Genomic DNA, 15,574 nt, shown 5'->3' with positions numbered 1-15,574 from the left:
TCGACCGCCGGGACGGTCCGGACGGCGGTGCCGTCCCGGCGGTGGAGGGTGAGCAGACGGGCATGACCAGACATGGGGGATATCCCCCTTCCTGGGGTGGGCGGGGGTGGCCGGGGCCGGGGTGGGAGTGCCCGTCCCCGGCCACCCCGGCGGGGGTCAGAACGGCGGCGTGGCCTCCCCTGCGCCGACGGGTACGGGGGTGGGGGTGGACCAGGGGTCGTCGGAAGTGGCGGGGCCGGTGGGTGGGTAGTCGGCGCTGCCGCGGGTGGCCTTGGTGACCTTCGCGGTGGCGAACCGCAACGACGGGCCGATCTCGTCGACGTCGAGGCCGAAGGCGGAGCGTTTCTCGCCGGTGTCGGTGGTCCAGTGGTGTTGGCGTAGCCGGCCGGTGACGACCACCCGGGTGCCTTTGGTCAGGGATTCGGCGGTGTGTTCGGCCAGGGTCCGCCAGGCGGTGCAGCCGAGGAACATCGCCTCACCGTCGATCCAGGTGTTCCGGGTCTTGTCGAAGGCGCGGGGGGTGGCCGCGACGGTGAACCGGGCCATCGCGACCCCGGCCGGGGTGAACCGCAGTTCTGGGTCGGCGGTGAGGTTCCCGACGACGGTCAGCGGGGTGTCGTTCGCCATCGGAGGGTCCTTTCCCGGGCGGTGTGGCCCGGTTTTCGGCATGGGGGTAGCCGCTGCTGTGGTGTGGAGGGAAAAGGAAACGGTGGGGAAGAAGGAGGGAGGGGTCGGCGCGACGCGCCGATCAGCGGTTTCTTTTTTCTATCTTCCTGGTTTCCCGCTTGATCGCGCCTCGGTTTTTACGGACGAGTTTTTGCGCTTCTCTCTCGGCTTGTCTCACGGACATTCCGGATCCGCGCAGCAGTCTCTTGGCCTGCTTCAGGTCGCTGTCGCCGCCGTGCGGGAGGACTCCTCGCATCCCCGGCATGTCCGTGCGGCTGCCGCCGGCCAGAAGGATGACGGCTTCCTGTTCCTTCGTGCCGTCGAAATCGCCGGTGAAATATCCGTGGCTGCCGTCGGGGGTTATGCGGGCGGTGAGGTTCGTCGCGCCGAAATGGCGGGCGATGACGACGTGGCGTGCTTCGTGCCCGGCGACGCGGCGCCGGTTCGTACCGGAGCCGAACAGTCTCATAGGGGTTGCTCCTTCCCTTGCAGGGAGTGGAGGGGCGGTCACCACGCCCCGGGTGCGGGTGGTGTCGGTTACTTCCAGGTGCCGATGACGAATGGCACGTTGCGCGGGTCTCGTCCGCGGCGGTCAATCCAGACCTCGCCGTTGGCCTTGACGACCACCTCGTGTGGCTGCAGCCGGTCGGCCTGGTACTGGGTGCAGACCTGGTCAGTGATCTGTCGCTGCATGTCGGTGGGGACGGCCGACGTCGTCGCCGTGGTGGCGGTCGCTGCCGGTGGACTCGCCTTCCGCGGCGCCGGGGGCGGGGTGGTCGTCCGGGGCTTCCGCCCGGCCGGGGCCGGTGGGGTCGCGGTGGTCTTCCGGCCCTTCTTGGTCGCGGCCGGGGCCGGTGGGGTGGCGGTTGCCTTCCGGCTCTTCTTGGCCGGCGCGGGGGGGCGGCGGGGGTGTCTTCTTCGAGCTGAACAGGCCCATGTCAGGTCTCCTTGCTGAGGGTGTCGGTGGTGAGGGTGTCGGTGAGGATGCGGGCGTGGTCGAACGCCAGCCCGTCCGCGACAGCGCGGTGGACGGGAATCCAGCGGGCGGCGGTGGCGTCGTCTCCGGCGGTCGGCTTCAGCGCGTGGTGCAGCCGAACGGCGAACGCGACCGTCACGTACCTGCCGCGAGGGTCACGATCCGGGTCGGAGTAGGTGCCGACCGGCTTCAGGTCGGCGATGTCGACGAACACGCCGGTTTCTTCCGCCAGCTCACGGCGGGCGGCGGCGGTGGCGGTCTCGCCGGGGTCGACGTGCCCCCCGGGGAGGGCCCACCGGCCGGCGTAGGGATCCCAGCCTCGGCGGATGAGCAGAACATGGGGGATGCCGTTGTGGATGGTGAGGGCGACGACGTCGGCGGTCAACCGGACGGTTTCCCGGATACCCATGAGACGGGTTCCTTCCTTCTCGGTTCGGGTTGGTGGGGTCAGGAGGGGCAGCCGCGTAGGCAGGTCATGCCGCGGCGGGTGAGTTTCAGCGGCACGCCGGTGCTACCGCAGCAGTCGCAGGCCGCCGTGCCGGTGTGCTGGCCGGGTGGGAGGGCGCCGGCCGGGGGGCGGGTGACGGTCTGCCGGCCGCGGCGGGTGGCGACCACGCCGTGGCCGGTGGCGTGCACGGTGGTGCCGGTGAGCCGGTCGGCGATCCGCAGGGCGCGGCCGACGACCTGGTCCCCGATCGCGCCGGAGGGGTTGCACGCCCGGCACAGGTCGGGGCCGTTCTTCCCGGTGCCGTGGCAGCGGGGGCAGATCCGGGTCTTCTTCTTGGCCATGGCGCTGATTCCTTTCGGTGGGGGGATGAGGGGTGGGATGGATGGTGTACGGCCGCGTTCGGCTGGTGGACGGAGAATTAACCGATGAACGTCTCGGTGAATGAACCATCACGGTAGAAGGCGAATGCGTAGTTACCGGCTCGGTGCACACGCTTGCCCATCAGAGCGGCGTAGCGCTTGAACTCTTTCTCGCTCATGGGTGAGGTGGTCGTGAAGTCGTACGACACCAGTTTCGACTTTCCGTCAGGTCCGACGAAGTAGTGGTTGACGCCTTGCACCCATATGGTTTTTGTGGTCATGGTGCCCGGTGTCTTTCACGGGGAGGGATACGAAAGATGGGAGTGGGAGGTCAGAGCGCGACGGCGAAGGCGCCCAGACCGCGGGCGAGGTGCACGATCACAGCGGTGAGATGACCGACGACGGCGGCGGCCGTGGTGGGGGTGGTGGCGGCGTAGACGAGGAACGCGATGACGACGGCGGTCAGCAGCCAGGGGCCGCCGCCGCGGCGGGGGTGGGGGTATTTCACCGGGATCGGTCTCCGTTCAGGGCAGGGGTGCGGGCGGGCAGGGTCGCGCAGCCGGGGCAGAGCAGACCGGGGTGAGGGCCGTGGACGGGGCAGTGGGAGCGGTTGACCGGATTGGTCTCGCCCCAGCCGGGGCGGCTCACCGCCGCTCCCCGCCGGGAGTGGGCTGTGGGCAGCGGGTGACGGTCGTGCGGTGCTTGCCGCCGACGGTGGCGTGCTGGCAGCGGCCGGTGTGGTCAGCTTTCTCCTGGAGCCGGTGACCGAGGGGGCTGTCACAGCCGGTCGTGCCGGCGAGGGTGACCGCAGCGGCCACGAGGACGGCGGCCACGGTGCGCCGGCCGGTCATCGCCGAGGTCCGGCGGTGGCGTGGGCGGTCTCGTCCGCCAGGACAGCGACCACGGCGGCGACGAGAACAGCGAGCAACGCGGCGTCGCGGACGTGGATCGCGAGACCAGCAACAGTGATCACTGTGTGCTCCTGGGAAGGTCGAGGGGACGGGTGCGGGCGGGTCAGCGGGCAGTCACCGGCGGCCGGTCCGCCCGGCGCGGATCTCGGCGTTGACCTCGTGGAACCGGTCGGCGAGGGTTTCGGAGATCTCCGCAGCGCGGCGGCCGACGCGGGTACCGGCCTGCCGTTCGGCGAGGTCGAAGGCGCGGTTCGAGGCGTCGACGACCCGGTCGGCGCGGGCGCACAGCCGTTCGTCGCGGTCGAGATCGGTGTCGTTCATGGTCGGTTTCCTTCCTTGTCAATCGTCACTCTTGGTAGCCATCTGGGGGTGTGGTGGGGTAGGGAGGGAGTCGGGCCACGGTGTGGACCCGGCGGTGGTGGGGGCCTACAGGCGGGTCTGCCGGCCGGGTCTCCCTGTCTCCCTGGTGGGCGTCGGTGCAGGTCAGGGCAGGGAGGTTGGTCAGGGAGGCGGGTAGGGAGAACTCCCTGAGTCGGGGTTGTCTCCCTGGTCGTTCTCCCTGTCCTGGTCGCTGCGCTGTGTGAGGGCGCGTTGGATGTCGTCGAGGCGGACGACCATGACTCCGTCGCTCTTCGCCGGTTCCAGGTCGTGTTCCGCGAGGGCGGCGCGTAGGTCGCTAAACGACCATTCCGCGTAGTGGTCGTCCCGTTCGGCGAGGCGGATCAACACGGTCTGTGTCCGTACGCGCTTTTCTCCGCGGAGCACCTCGTGGATGTCGTCTAGTGTCCTGAGTCGTTGATTCGTGTGCAGATAGAATGGGCTGGTGCCTGGCCCGAGCGCGGATCCCATCGAGTTGTCGTCTGCTGAGCGTGCGGTGCTGGAGGGCTGGGCCCGACGGCGGAAGACCGCGCAGGCGCTGGCGTTGCGCTCGCGGATCGTGCTGGCCTGCGCGGACGGTGGGACGAACTCGGGGGTCGCGGCCGAGCTCGGGATCACCCGGGGAACGGTCGCGAAATGGCGGGAGCGGTTCGCGGTCGACCGGCTGGAGGGCCTGTCAGACGAGGCACGTCCGGGAGCGCCTCGGAAGGTCACCGACGCCCAGGTCGAGGCGGTGATCGCGAGGACGTTGGAGGAGAAGCCACCGAACGGCGATACCCATTGGACATCGCGGTCGATGGCGAGGGCCAGTGGGCTGTCGCAGTCGACGGTGTCACGGATGTGGCGGGCGTTCGGGTTGAAGCCGCATCTGGTCGAGACGTGGAAGCTGTCCACCGACCCGCTGTTCGTGGACAAGGTCCGTGACGTGGTCGGGGTCTACCTCGACCCGCCGGAGAAGGCGATCGTGCTCTGCGTCGACGAAAAGTCGCAGGTGCAAGCTTTGGATCGCACGGCACCGGTGCTGCCCCTGATGCCGGGTACCCCGCAGCGGATGACCCACGACTACGTCCGCCATGGCACGACCAGCCTGTTCGCCGCGCTCGACCCGACGTCCGGGTCGGTGATCGCGCAGACCTTCCGGCGGCACCGTCACCAGGAGTTCCTGCGCTTCCTCAAGCTGATCGACTCCTCGGTCCCGAAGGGCTACGACCTGCACCTGGTCCTGGACAACTACGCCACCCACAAGACCCCGGCGGTGAAGAACTGGCTGCTGCGCCACCCCCGCTTCCACCTGCACTTCACCCCGACCTCGGCGTCGTGGATGAACCTGGTCGAGCGCCGGTTCGCGGAGCTGACCACCCGCAAGCTGCGCCGATCGACGCACCGCTCGGTCGTCGAACTCGAAGCCGACATCCGCCGATGGATCAACGCCTGGAACAAGGACCCGAAGCCGTTCGTCTGGGCCAAGACCGCCGACGAGATCCTCGAGACCCTCGCCGCCTACTGCCAGCGAATCAACGACTCAGGACAGTAGGTGGTCGCGAGCCTTCTCCATCTCCGGGATCGCTCGGACCGCATCGGTGCCCGGTACAGCCCGGCCGGAGCGCGCGATGGCCTCCAGTGACCGGCGGATGATGCCGGGGACCTGGGCCACGTGGATGAAATAGGTCTGGGCGATCTCAGAGCGTTCCCCGGTGAAGCCCTTGACGATCGCTGTGCCCGCGTCGGTGCCCGGGATGAGTTCGGTGGCGCGGTGTCCGGCCCGGTAGGCGCCCTGGCCGAGTAGGGCGTCGTTGGCGACGTGGTCTCCGACCGCGTAGGCGATGCCGTTGGAGCAGTTGCGGGTGACGTCGCGCGGCATGCTGTCTTTCGTGGGTGCCTGTGTCGACACGATCAGGTGGATGCCGCGTTTGCGTCCCAGCCGGACGATGTCGACAAGGAGCTCTCCGATCTCCTCTCCGTGCTTCTTGTGCTGGATGGCGACGTGGGCTTCCTCCAGGAGGCACACCAGCGGGTGTAGGCCCACACCCTTGCTGGCCAACTCGCGGGTCACCGCCGGCACCTCATACTTGATCAGGAGCTGTCCGCGGGCCTGTACCTCGGCGTGGAGTTCCCGCAGGTCGGACAGGATCGAACGGATCTTGTCGGTTTCCGCGCCCATGACGTAGCGGGAGCACCGCGGCCGGAACGCCTCGAAGTCATAGTTCGCGTCCGGCACCCAGATCCGCAGCTCGGCCGTCGGGTCGAGGGCAACGCCGGCCATGATGACCCGGGCCGCGGAGGACTTCCCCTGGCCGGGCATCCCGCCGGTGATCGTGTTCCGTTCCATGATCGGTGCGGTGAGCGGGGTACCGCGCAGCGTCCGACCGAACGGCACGCCCTTGAACACGTCGACCGCACCGTCGGTCAGCAGCGGATACGGGCCGGCTCCCTCGGCCAGGGCGCCCTTGTCGGCTACCCACAGGTCGAGCACCCCGGCCTCACTGCCGGTTGTGGGCCACACCTCCTTGGCCAGCCGGTGCAGCCCGGAGGCCAGATCGGCGCGGCGTGTGGAGATCCGCTCGGCGGTCACCCCGCTGGGCAGCCGGATCACCGCGTGCGTGCCCCGGCCGTCCTTGCGGGCCGTGGTCAGGTACTGCAACGGCGCGGTCTTGAGGTGGTCGCGGATCTGCGGGATACGCAGCGCCGCCAACGCCTGCGCGATCGTCGATTCATCGATGGCCAGATCGATGTCCGCATCGGACGACGTGGCCAGCCACCCGGGCATCGACTCCCCACCGCCGGCCCGGTAGGCGGCCACCAGCCACGCCGGACCCGCACCCCAGAGCACCACCCGCACGGCTACGGCAATCAGGGTGGCCACCACATCGCCGATGCCGGCCAGGGCCGACCAATATCCGTCCCAGGTCATGCCCAGCGGTCGGGTCACCGCGACGACGACGCCGGCCAGGAGCAGCAGACCGGCGAGGAACGCCACCAGGGCGATGACCGAGATGACGGCGGACCGCAGAGCGGCCGGCAGGTTCAACAGTCGCTGCCGCCGGTCGGCCTTGGCCTGTCGCAGATGGTCCAGCCACGTGGCCAGGGCCTCACCATCCCCAGCCATCCGGGCCCGCCGGATCTGCTCACGGATCGCGGCGTGGGTGGTGGCGTCGATGGCACGCTGCGCCCACACGCCGTGTCCCCGGCCGACCTGGAACGCACCCCGGGCCAACCGTCGGCCGGCGGTCAGGGCCAGGGCCTCACAGGCCGACTCTGCATCCGCTGCGGGCACGACATGGCCGGTCGCGGTGACGGGCGGCTCGATGTCGTCGGCCGTGACCTCGATGACCGCGTCATCGCCACCGGACGGCGGTACCACCGGAGTCCACGGCCGGAGCGGGACAACATCACCCACGTCGGGGTTCTCCTTACTCAGACTCACCGGCGCGGTCACCGCTGCCACCCCCCGCCAGGCGTCCAATCGGCGGGAAGCAGGAGCGTCGAGGCGCCCAGCGGGGAAATCCCGAGCGTCGTGGACACCGCCACGTCGACCCGTTCGGCCGCATCCACGATCGCCACCACGATCAGACCGGTGATCCGCAGGACCAGGACAACGACGGCCACCAGGACCACCGCGGCAGCCGCCCACAGGGGCAGCACGCGCAGTTCGGCGCGGATGTCGGGTTTCACCGCGAGGTCACCTCCGCCCGCCGCAACGCGGACAGATGGTTATGAACAGTCGACACCGTGACACCGACCAGCGGAGCCCATTCCGTGGCCAACTGCCGGTCCGACCGGGGATCGTCCGCCGGGATCCGGGCCACCAGCGCGGCCACCTGATGCCGGGTCGAGCCCCCCACAAGCCCCACCGGCCCACCGTGGCCCGCCTCCGGCCCGGCCGATGGCCCGGGTCGGTCCACGGAGGGCCCAGCCGGCGGCCCGGGGTGGTCTGCCGGTGGCCCGGGGTGGGCCGGGGTCGGCTCGACGGTGGCCACCAGCGGCCCGGCCGTGGCCTCCAGCGCCGGGGCCGGAGCTGTGGTGAGTGCGGCGAACCGTTGCCGGTAGCGGGGTGCGGCCTCGGCGAGCAGGACCAGGACCACCGGCGGGATCGAGTGCGCGACGATCGCGCCCGGATCGCCCGACGCGGCGGCGTCCCACACGTTGAGCGTCCAGGTCGCGATCCCGCAGAACCAGCGCAGCCCGGTCGCCCACCCGTCGGGACGCTCCCCGTGCCGGGACAACGCCGCATCCGCGGTGATCGCCACGAACAGGGCGATGTCCACGATCGGCGCGAGTAGCCACGCCTGCGGATCGGCGGTGCCGTGCCCGCGAGCGGCCGTGTGGACGTTCGCCAGGCTGTACACCGCGACCAGCCCGGCCACCAGCCACAGCCCGGCATCCAACGCCCGACCCAACCGGCGCGGCACCCCGCCGGCCATCACGCCACCGCCCCCACAGACGACCGCCGGCCCGCGCTGACGCCGTGAGCTTCCCGCCGGGGCGGAACCGGCCGGGCGGCCCGGCCCAACGCACGCTCCGCCGTGGTCAGACCCGCCGGTCGATACGGGCGGCCCGCCAGATACCAGGCCGCGACCCGGTCCAGCGTCACCGCCGCCACCAGATCGAACGCGTCCGCCAGCTCGTCACGAGGAGCACCGGCCACACGGGCCTGGGCCTGCGCGACCCGCACCCGCGCTTCAACATCGACCGCGGCGGCATACACCCGCAACCGGTCATCACCGGTACGGCCGGCCAGCGTGGTCACCGCCGCCCAGTGATCCGCCACCGCGGCCAGGTAGTCAGCCACCCCGACGGCGAACCGCTCCTGTGCACCCGGTACGGGAGCAGCCCCGGCACCGGTGGACACGGCGGCACCCCGCGACCGACGCAGACTGACAGGCGTGGTGCTCACTGGCCCGTCTCCATACCCGCGACCAGCACACGCGCCTGGTCGACCGCACCCGGGTCGTCCAGCGTCGCCCACACCCGCACCGGATAACCCGCAACCGTCGCGGACGCCTGCACGGTCAGACTGCCGTTGTCGTACTCGTGGTCCACCGCCACCGGTACACCCAGCAGCCGCGCCACAGCCTCCACCTCAGCCAACGTGCCGGTATCCTGCGCTGCGCTACCAGGCTCCGTCGTCTGCCAGGGGCCTGGAGTGATCCCGCTTCCGTGGACAGCGAACCTGAGGTTCGCTGTCCATAGGGAAGGAGCGTCATGGGGTCAGCTCGCCGGAAGTTCACCCAGGAGTATAAATCCGAGGCAGTAAGGTTGGTGCTCGACTCGGGCCGGTCGGTGACCGAGGTCGCGAAGAGTCTGGGTATCCACGAGACCACGTTGGGAAACTGGGTGAAGAAGGCGAAGGAGAACGGCGAGACCGAGGAGCGGCCGCTGTCGGTGTCGGAGCGCGCGGAACTTGAGGAGCTCCGGAAGAAGTACGCGCAGGCGCAGATGGACATCGCCTTCCTAAAAAAAGCGGCGAGCTTCTTCGCGAGCGAGCAGAAGTAAAGTTCGAGTTCATCTCGATACACGCTCCGAAGAAGCCTGTGTCCGCCGACGGCGCGAACACCTTTCCCGTCGACTACATGTGCAAGAAACTCGACGTGTCCCGACAGGGCTACTATGCGTGGAAGAAACGCGGCCCGTCTCGGAGGGAGAAGGACGACGCCACCTTGTCGACCATGATCAGAGCTGTTTTCGACCGTCACGAGGGGCGGTACGGCGTGCGGCGGATCTTCCACGAGATCCGCCGCCAGGGCGTCGCCGTCGCCTACAAGCGGGTCCAGCGGCTGATGGCGACGATGGGCCTGGTCAGCGTGCATCCGCGTCCCCGCCGGCCGGTGACGACGGTGCAGGCCGCGGACTCCTCATCGCTGCCTGATCTTGTCGGCCAAGACTTCGCCGCGTCCGCACCGAACCAGTTGTGGTACGGCGACATAACATATATTCGCACCTGGGATGGCTGGGTGTACATGGCCTCCGTCATCGACGCGTTCTCTCGGAAGATCGTCGGCTGGGCGGTCGCCGATCACATGCGCACCGAACTCGTTCTCGACGCGCTTCGTATGGCCGTCACCCGCCGGCGGCCACCCGGCGGCGTCATATTCCACGCCGACCGAGGCGGTCAGTACACCAGCCGTGAGTTCGTCGCCTTCTGTCGCGACAACAACGTCCGAAACTCCGTCGGCCGTACCGGGATCTGTTTCGAGGTGAGTCAGCGGCGGGAATTTCACCCGCCGCTGCTCTCAGAACCCGGCGTGACGTAGGGTAGGCCGCCGACGAGGTGCCAGTCGACCTGGCCCTTTTCCGACGGCCCCCCTCCGAACCAGCCGTGCCCGCTTTCCGTAGCAGCTGGCTCTCCAGTGCTTATCGTGGTCTGCGTGTAGGACGTCCAGCGTGGATGTCCTCGTGGCAGGCGCGACAAACGACGAGGGTCTTGCGGCGGCGAGAGGCCATACGCGTGACCCATTCGGGTTGCTGTTTCCGCCCCTTGGGATTGAGGTCCTTGAGCGCCTTGACGTGATGCACTTCGACCTGTTCCGTGGAGCCGCATAGTTCACAGACCTCGGCCAAGAGCCGTTGGACAAGCTCTGACCGACGTCCATTCCACATGCGTGGCGGATTGTCGTTGAGAGGCCGTGGCGTGGTGTCCCGTGCCAGACTGATGCCGCCCCATTGTGCGACCAGCGGCGGTCGTCCGCCATCACGGTGCACGGTGACCTGAAGGCCACGACGTGGACCGTGCTCGGTATCAAGTACGGCTCGGTAACGGCGGTAGACCTTCGGGACCGTGATCCGGTACTTGCGGGCCAGGGTCTTGGTCAGCGACCGTTCCATGACGAACTTCAGGTAGCCGAGCCGATGGCGGTTGAACGCCAGCCGGTAGTACTCCGCGACACCCCGAAACTCGGCTTGGAACTGCGCGACGATACTGAAGTCAGTATTGACGGTGCGTTCGGTTCGCTGGATCGGCCTGCCGTGGTGCAGGTAGGGCGCGCACTTGGCATGGATGACGTCGACCGGCACTTTCAGCCCGATCGCCGCGTTGATGCTGCGGTGACCGCGCTGATCGCGCTTGTGGTCGGCGTGTAACACCACAATCTCATAGCCGAGGAACCGGGCGGCCTGCGTCCGCCCATATGTGATCAAGGTCTTGGTCGGGGACAGCTCCAACGCGAGTTCCTCACGCAGGAACCGACCGATCTCGGTCTTGATCTCCTCAGCTTCCTGCCGGGGGCCGGTGAAGCCCAGCAGCCAGTCATCGGCGTAACGGCAGTAGCGCAGCCGCCGGTAGGTGGGATCGTCGGGGTCGCGGGAGGGCATGGTCTTCATCTGCTTGCGCAGCGCCAGACCCGCCTCCCGGTCTTCCGCCTCTTCCAGCCTGAAGGCGCGTTGCCACAACCGCATATAAGGCCGATAGGGCGTGCGTCGCGCTCCCCGGTTATGGGCAGGCAAGAGAGTCTGTTCGATAAACCTGTCCAGCCGATCCAGGTAGATATTGGACAGAACGGGTGAAACCACGCCGCCTTGCGGGCAGCCGCTCAACGTCGCGTGGTAGCGCCAGTCCTCCAGGTATCCGGCCTGGAGCAGCCCGTCGATCAGACGCAGGAACCGACCGTCGTGGATCTTCTCGGCCAGAATCGATCTCATGATCGAATGGTCCAAGGACCCGAAACAGTCGGTGACGTCGCCCTCGATGAACCACACCGTCCCGTGCCATTGGTGATAGATCTCCTGCAAGGCGGTGTGACAGCCGCGGCCCGGGCGGAACCCGTGGGAGCGGTCGGAGAACTGCGGCTCGTAGTACGCCTCCAAGATCAGGCGCAGTACCTCTTGCAGCAGCTTGTCCGACCAGGTCGGCAGCCCCAGCGGTCGCTTTTTCACCGAATTCTTCTTCTCGATGTAAGTGCGCCGTACCGGGGCCCATCGGTAACGCTCCTGCCGGAGCGTCTCGATGATGGCCTCGATCTTGCCGAGGTTCATGCCATCCACGGTCTCGCTGGTGGCTCCGGCGGTCAACGCCCCCTTGTTACGGTAGAGCTTCCCATAGGCAAGCAGGAACAGGTCCGGGTTGAACAAGCACCGGTAGACCCGTTCCAACGGCAGTCCTCTCCTGCCGCGTTCACGAATGATCTCCAGTACGGTTGCGGCGTCTCGTATCTCGCGTACCTCACCGTTCTTGTCGATCTAAGCACCTGGGTCCCTTCGCCCATGTAGACGGCTCTCCCGTCCTCCTCGGCGGGGCGTGACTCCTGCGACTACTACGGACCCTCCGTGACCATAGGGCTCGCGCCCCGTAGGCCATCCCGAATTCCTCTTGCGCCAGACGTAGCGAGCGTGACGTAGGCGTCCCGGTCCGTCCCCTTGAACGAGCTCGCTGCCCGTCGCCCGCCGGCCGGAAGGGTTCAGAGCGACGAAAGTCGGAATCGCTCCTATGCCGACGGCCCCGACAACAGACGCCGTGTCGGGAGGTGTGAACGTTTGCACCGCTGGAGACTGGGCTTCAAGCAGTCTGGCCTTCGCCGTATCACGCGGGCCTTGCACGGCCGTGCCTTCGGCGCCTTCACGGCACCCCGCGCTTTCCCGTCATGCTCTTGTCCCCTCCCGGTTTCCCGTTCAGGTAAGACGGGTGGCCCAGAGGTCACCTCCTCCCGAACCTCTGCCCCCTGCGGGGGCGATCTGGCGCCGAGTTAGACGGCGCACAGTCTCCCGTCACCGGGCTCCCACCGTCGAACCAGTAGGCATCGCGCCATGCTTCCAGTGAGCAAACATCGCCGGGAACGCCGACGCTATCTCGGCCAATTTCCGACGAGCTCTCCCTTTGGCGCGGCGCAATCGTTTGTATTTCCGCATCGCCCACTTCACGAGGAAAGGGTTGATCCGCTGACTTAGGAAGTGCATCAGCCTGGACTTGTAGAAGCGCCCGTAGTAGCCGATCCACCCCGCCACGATGGGATTGACCATCGCGGCGAGTCCCCGAAAACCCAGACTGGTCCTGCGACCCAGCTTCCATTGCCGGATGACCCGTGCCATCGACTTCAGCGCCGCCCTGCCGACCAACGGGACGAACCCGCACATCAGCACGCCATCACGTCGCCGGATGGGCGCACGATGAAAGTCGAAACCCAGGAACGTGAAGCTCGTTACCGGGTGCTCTTCGTCGCGTCCGTCCTGCTTGCAGTAGACGATCCGAGTCTTGTCCGGGTGACAGCGCAACCAGAACTCCAGCAACCGTTTCTCAACGACGTCGCGAATGTACTTCGCCTGCCGCTGACTGTAACAGTGTAGGATGATGTCGTCGCAGTACCTCTCGAACCGCACCACTGGAAATCTCCTGGCAAGCCAGTAGTCCAAAGCGTAGTGCAGGAAGAGATTCGACAACAACGGTGAAATCGCCGAGCCCTGTGGAGTTCCCTTGATGGGAGTGACACGGCTGCCGTCCGGATGCTGAACCGGCGCGACGAGCCACCGTTTCACGTACAGCACAACCCATGTCAGATTCGCGTGCTTCTCCACTGCGGCGATGATCTGCGCGTGCGGAACGTTGTCGAAGAACCCTTGGATATCGAGATCGACCACCCAGGGGTGCCGCCAGCACCGCTGCTTGCACACCTCCACCGCGTCCAGCGCAGACTTTCCTGGACGATAACCGTAGGAATCGGCGTGGAACACTGGATCCACGTCCGGCTCCAGGATCATGGCCACGGCTGTCTGTGCTATCCGGTCGGCGATAGTGGGCACTCCGAGGATCCGTGTGCCACCATCTGGCTTCGGGATGGAGACGGCTTTCACTGGCTCCGGGAAATAGCTCCCCGACGACATCCTGTTCCAGAGCTTGAACAAGTTGTTCCGAAGATCCTGTTCAAATTCCGCTAGAGATTGCCCGTCGACCCCTGCCGCTCCCTTGTTGCCGTTGACCTTCAGGTATGCTTCCCATATCAGCGTCTTCGGAATGTCAAACGACTTGCCCGCTGGTCTTGTCTCGCCCACGCAATTCCTCCCGTTGCTGGTTGATTGCTGGACGACACTCGACGGCACGTCCCCTGCGCTCCGCGCCCATTACAGGCGCTTCATCACTAGTACGGGACGTTCCGCCCTCCTGGCCCGCACCCGGTACTCTGCGACTCGCGGATTAGCCGCTTGCCGGTCTCCCGGTGGATCCTCGCTCCAATCCGCGGGACCCATGTCGTGCCGAGGAGTTCTCCTGTTCCGTTGCAGAGCCCAAGCCAAGCTCGCGCCATCTTCATGCCGGGCACCGCCAGAGCAGTAGGCAGGTTTCCCTCTGACTTATCCCAGGGCAGCATTAAGGCCCTGGTTTTGATGCCACCTGGCTTAACGACACGTCATCGATGGTTCACTCTCGTTCGCCTTCTTGGCTCATACCTGCCGCCTCTCGCGATGGCTTTTCCACGGACGTTCACCACCATGGCTCATTCACCACAGCAACTCGTGGCGGTTTGACACCAGCACCTGCATGCCGATGCCGAAGGGCCTACCCTCATCTCCACAACAGCATGGTTGCTATCGAGTGCTCTGCCTTCTACCTCAGAACCTCATCCAGCTCCCTTCAGGACACACCAACGCCGCGGCGGAGTCCTTCTGGGCCACCCTCAAGAAGGAGTTCGTCCACCTCCACCCGTTCGATACCATAGACCGCGTCCGGGCGGGGATCTTCGAATATGTCGAGATCTACTACAACCGGCAGCGGTTGCACTCCTCGATCGGCTATCTCACGCCTGTCGAGTTCGAGGAAGAATTTGACGGACAAACACTTCGTGCTGCATAGTTAGGACTGTCCACGAAAGTGGGAACCCTCCACGGTACCGGTACCGGACGGAACGGTCGGGGACTCCCGACGCGGCACCGGCCGCACCGGCGCTCCAGCCGGAACCGGCGGGTCCACCGGCGCCACCGCGGCGTGCAGCGCGTCCCGCACCACCGCTTCCCGTATCGCTGTCTGCTCACCGGCCATTGCGCGCCCCCCGCGACCGCGACGTCTCCAACGACAGCTCTTCCGACTGCTGCGACTCGAACAGCGCCGTGGCGACCGGCGCGGTCAGCGCGGCCTTGACCACCGCCCGCCGCGTCGGCGACGGCACGTCCCGCCGCTCACCCCGCCGCGGCCGGACCACCTCGGTCACCGCGTCCTTCGCCTTTTGCCGCCTGCTCACCGGACACCACCACGACGACGCAGCAGCTCACGCGCGAGCCGCTCCACCTCACGCGCCACGGCATCCCCCAGATCCTCAGCCCGGGGAGCCCCCAACAGGGCATGCTTCATAACGGTCCTTCCTCCAAACGGGACGGATCACGAGACCCCGGCGCGGTGCTTGCCGGCTGAGCGCCGGGGCCTCTGTGTCAAGACGGTTGAACTGTCTTAAGACAGTGCCATCGCTGTCGTGTCGTGTCAAGCCACCGTCTTGAGACGGATGGATACGCTGATGCAGTGGAAGAGTCAGGGGCCCCAGTCAGCGACAGGCGTCACGCCAGCCACCGCGTCGCCGATCAACTCGAAGCCGCGATCGATGCGGGCAAGTACCCGCCGGACCGCCCGCTTCCGTCCTACCGGCGGATCGCCAACGACTACGGCATCGCGATCAACACGGCTCAGGCCGCCGTTCGACTGCTGAGCGCCAGAGGGCGCGTGCACATCAAGGCAAACAGCGGCGCCTACGTCTGTAACGAGCCCCGCGCGCCGGCGCCAGGCGAAGAGCTGCGCGAGATTCAGACGGATGTCGCCAGACTCCGAAAACAACTGAACGATGTTTCTACCGGACTCGCCGAAGTTGAGCGTCGTGTCGACGAGGCGATGAACCATCTCACCTCGGAGGACAAATGAGTCGGCCGGCCG

General features: G+C 67.2%; 24 protein-coding genes and 1 pseudogene. 5 read left to right on the top strand and 20 right to left on the bottom strand.

The annotated features are described in order from the left end of the window. Nucleotides 1-156: 156 nt before the first annotated feature. The 12 genes from ssb to FSYMDG_RS00595 all read right to left on the bottom strand — a co-directional run bounded on the left by ssb (nucleotide 157) and on the right by FSYMDG_RS00595 (nucleotide 4,089). A complete protein-coding gene (gene ssb, locus FSYMDG_RS00635; RefSeq protein ID WP_013871700.1) occupies nucleotides 157-627 on the bottom strand; it encodes a single-stranded DNA-binding protein in 471 nt (156 codons plus the stop codon). Between the two features lie 121 nt (nucleotides 628-748). Beyond that, a complete protein-coding gene (locus FSYMDG_RS00630; RefSeq protein WP_013871699.1) occupies nucleotides 749-1,135 on the bottom strand; it encodes a hypothetical protein in 387 nt (128 codons plus the stop codon). A 68-nt stretch (nucleotides 1,136-1,203) separates the two neighbouring features. Next, entirely contained in the window at nucleotides 1,204-1,359 is a 156-nt protein-coding gene (locus FSYMDG_RS26650) for a hypothetical protein (protein WP_013871698.1), read from the bottom strand. Further along, complete coding sequence (locus tag FSYMDG_RS23670) at nucleotides 1,340-1,603, bottom strand: hypothetical protein (protein WP_013871697.1); 264 nt, start codon at nucleotides 1,601-1,603, stop codon at nucleotides 1,340-1,342. The genes FSYMDG_RS26650 and FSYMDG_RS23670 overlap by 20 nt, the downstream gene beginning before the upstream one ends. A gap of 1 nt (nucleotide 1,604) precedes the next feature. After that, nucleotides 1,605-2,051, bottom strand: a complete 447-nt coding sequence (locus FSYMDG_RS00620; RefSeq protein ID WP_013871696.1) for an NUDIX domain-containing protein — start codon at nucleotides 2,049-2,051, stop codon at nucleotides 1,605-1,607. 38 nt (nucleotides 2,052-2,089) lie between these two features. Then, nucleotides 2,090-2,431, bottom strand: coding sequence for a hypothetical protein (locus FSYMDG_RS00615; RefSeq protein ID WP_013871695.1), 342 nt, complete (start codon nucleotides 2,429-2,431; stop codon nucleotides 2,090-2,092). Between the two features lie 77 nt (nucleotides 2,432-2,508). Further along, complete coding sequence (locus FSYMDG_RS26645; protein ID WP_013871694.1) at nucleotides 2,509-2,730, bottom strand: hypothetical protein; 222 nt, start codon at nucleotides 2,728-2,730, stop codon at nucleotides 2,509-2,511. Between the two features lie 50 nt (nucleotides 2,731-2,780). Continuing rightward, on the bottom strand, nucleotides 2,781-2,957 hold the full coding sequence (locus tag FSYMDG_RS25535; protein WP_013871693.1) for a hypothetical protein: 177 nt from the start codon (nucleotides 2,955-2,957) through the stop codon (nucleotides 2,781-2,783). Nucleotides 2,958-3,093: 136 nt separating this feature from the next. After that, nucleotides 3,094-3,300 carry a hypothetical protein gene (locus FSYMDG_RS00605; protein WP_013871692.1) on the bottom strand — a complete coding sequence of 69 codons (207 nt, stop codon included), beginning with the start codon at nucleotides 3,298-3,300 and terminating at the stop codon, nucleotides 3,094-3,096. Continuing rightward, on the bottom strand, nucleotides 3,297-3,422 hold the full coding sequence (locus FSYMDG_RS29085) for a hypothetical protein (RefSeq protein ID WP_013871691.1): 126 nt from the start codon (nucleotides 3,420-3,422) through the stop codon (nucleotides 3,297-3,299). The genes FSYMDG_RS00605 and FSYMDG_RS29085 overlap by 4 nt, the downstream gene beginning before the upstream one ends. Before the next feature lie 52 nt (nucleotides 3,423-3,474). Then, nucleotides 3,475-3,681, bottom strand: coding sequence for a hypothetical protein (locus FSYMDG_RS00600; RefSeq protein ID WP_013871690.1), 207 nt, complete (start codon nucleotides 3,679-3,681; stop codon nucleotides 3,475-3,477). Between the two features lie 180 nt (nucleotides 3,682-3,861). After that, nucleotides 3,862-4,089: a hypothetical protein gene (locus FSYMDG_RS00595; RefSeq protein WP_043602675.1), complete on the bottom strand. Its 228-nt coding sequence runs from the start codon at nucleotides 4,087-4,089 to the stop codon at nucleotides 3,862-3,864. Between the two features lie 94 nt (nucleotides 4,090-4,183). Here FSYMDG_RS00595 and FSYMDG_RS00590 point away from each other — a divergent pair, with 94 nt between their 5' ends. Further along, a complete protein-coding gene (locus tag FSYMDG_RS00590) occupies nucleotides 4,184-5,272 on the top strand; it encodes an IS630 family transposase (protein ID WP_013871689.1) in 1,089 nt (362 codons plus the stop codon). Here the strand turns inward: FSYMDG_RS00590 and FSYMDG_RS00585 are convergent. From FSYMDG_RS00585 to FSYMDG_RS00565, 5 genes are read right to left on the bottom strand one after another with little or no spacing between them, the layout of a single operon-like run. Continuing rightward, nucleotides 5,261-7,135, bottom strand: coding sequence for a cell division protein FtsK (locus tag FSYMDG_RS00585; RefSeq protein WP_131796142.1), 1,875 nt, complete (start codon nucleotides 7,133-7,135; stop codon nucleotides 5,261-5,263). The genes FSYMDG_RS00590 and FSYMDG_RS00585 overlap by 12 nt on opposite strands. Nucleotides 7,136-7,170: 35 nt before the next feature. Then, nucleotides 7,171-7,410, bottom strand: a complete 240-nt coding sequence (locus FSYMDG_RS00580) for a hypothetical protein (protein WP_013871687.1) — start codon at nucleotides 7,408-7,410, stop codon at nucleotides 7,171-7,173. Beyond that, the gene (locus FSYMDG_RS22430) at nucleotides 7,407-8,135 is read right to left on the bottom strand and encodes a winged helix-turn-helix domain-containing protein (RefSeq protein WP_237702927.1); all 729 of its coding nucleotides are present in this window, start codon (nucleotides 8,133-8,135) and stop codon (nucleotides 7,407-7,409) included. The genes FSYMDG_RS00580 and FSYMDG_RS22430 overlap by 4 nt, the downstream gene beginning before the upstream one ends. A gap of 23 nt (nucleotides 8,136-8,158) precedes the next feature. Continuing rightward, the gene (locus tag FSYMDG_RS00570) at nucleotides 8,159-8,632 is read right to left on the bottom strand and encodes a hypothetical protein (RefSeq protein ID WP_013871685.1); all 474 of its coding nucleotides are present in this window, start codon (nucleotides 8,630-8,632) and stop codon (nucleotides 8,159-8,161) included. Then, the gene (locus tag FSYMDG_RS00565) at nucleotides 8,629-8,826 is read right to left on the bottom strand and encodes a hypothetical protein (protein WP_131772939.1); all 198 of its coding nucleotides are present in this window, start codon (nucleotides 8,824-8,826) and stop codon (nucleotides 8,629-8,631) included. The genes FSYMDG_RS00570 and FSYMDG_RS00565 overlap by 4 nt, the downstream gene beginning before the upstream one ends. Before the next feature lie 114 nt (nucleotides 8,827-8,940). Here FSYMDG_RS00565 and FSYMDG_RS27680 point away from each other — a divergent pair, with 114 nt between their 5' ends. Together FSYMDG_RS27680 and FSYMDG_RS00555 are read left to right on the top strand one after the other, a co-directional pair. Continuing rightward, nucleotides 8,941-9,231: a transposase gene (locus FSYMDG_RS27680; protein WP_043602641.1), complete on the top strand. Its 291-nt coding sequence runs from the start codon at nucleotides 8,941-8,943 to the stop codon at nucleotides 9,229-9,231. A gap of 11 nt (nucleotides 9,232-9,242) precedes the next feature. Next, nucleotides 9,243-9,989, top strand: a complete 747-nt coding sequence (locus FSYMDG_RS00555; RefSeq protein WP_349304132.1) for an IS3 family transposase — start codon at nucleotides 9,243-9,245, stop codon at nucleotides 9,987-9,989. A gap of 100 nt (nucleotides 9,990-10,089) precedes the next feature. Here FSYMDG_RS00555 and FSYMDG_RS00550 read toward each other — a convergent pair whose 3' ends face one another. Then, entirely contained in the window at nucleotides 10,090-11,883 is a 1,794-nt protein-coding gene (locus tag FSYMDG_RS00550; RefSeq protein WP_013871683.1) for a reverse transcriptase/maturase family protein, read from the bottom strand. Nucleotides 11,884-12,435: 552 nt separating this feature from the next. Further along, nucleotides 12,436-13,713, bottom strand: a complete 1,278-nt coding sequence (ltrA, locus tag FSYMDG_RS00545; RefSeq protein WP_013871682.1) for a group II intron reverse transcriptase/maturase — start codon at nucleotides 13,711-13,713, stop codon at nucleotides 12,436-12,438. A gap of 589 nt (nucleotides 13,714-14,302) precedes the next feature. Here ltrA and FSYMDG_RS00540 point away from each other — a divergent pair. Next, nucleotides 14,303-14,509, top strand: a pseudogene (locus tag FSYMDG_RS00540) (IS3 family transposase); the annotation flags it as partial. A gap of 175 nt (nucleotides 14,510-14,684) precedes the next feature. On the opposite strand, the gene FSYMDG_RS00530 reads toward FSYMDG_RS00540, so the two are convergent. Beyond that, nucleotides 14,685-14,894 carry a hypothetical protein gene (locus FSYMDG_RS00530; RefSeq protein WP_013871679.1) on the bottom strand — a complete coding sequence of 70 codons (210 nt, stop codon included), beginning with the start codon at nucleotides 14,892-14,894 and terminating at the stop codon, nucleotides 14,685-14,687. Nucleotides 14,895-15,169: 275 nt separating this feature from the next. Here FSYMDG_RS00530 and FSYMDG_RS22425 point away from each other — a divergent pair, with 275 nt between their 5' ends. Next, nucleotides 15,170-15,562, top strand: a complete 393-nt coding sequence (locus FSYMDG_RS22425) for a GntR family transcriptional regulator (protein ID WP_013871677.1) — start codon at nucleotides 15,170-15,172, stop codon at nucleotides 15,560-15,562. The last annotated feature ends 12 nt before the right edge of the window (nucleotides 15,563-15,574 follow it).

The sequence above is a fragment of the Candidatus Protofrankia datiscae genome (assembly GCF_000177615.2).
GTDB lineage: Bacteria > Actinomycetota > Actinomycetes > Frankiales > Frankiaceae > Protofrankia > Protofrankia coriariae.
The sequence above is the reverse complement of the archived record's forward strand: the minus strand, read 5'-3'. Positions and strand labels throughout refer to the sequence as shown.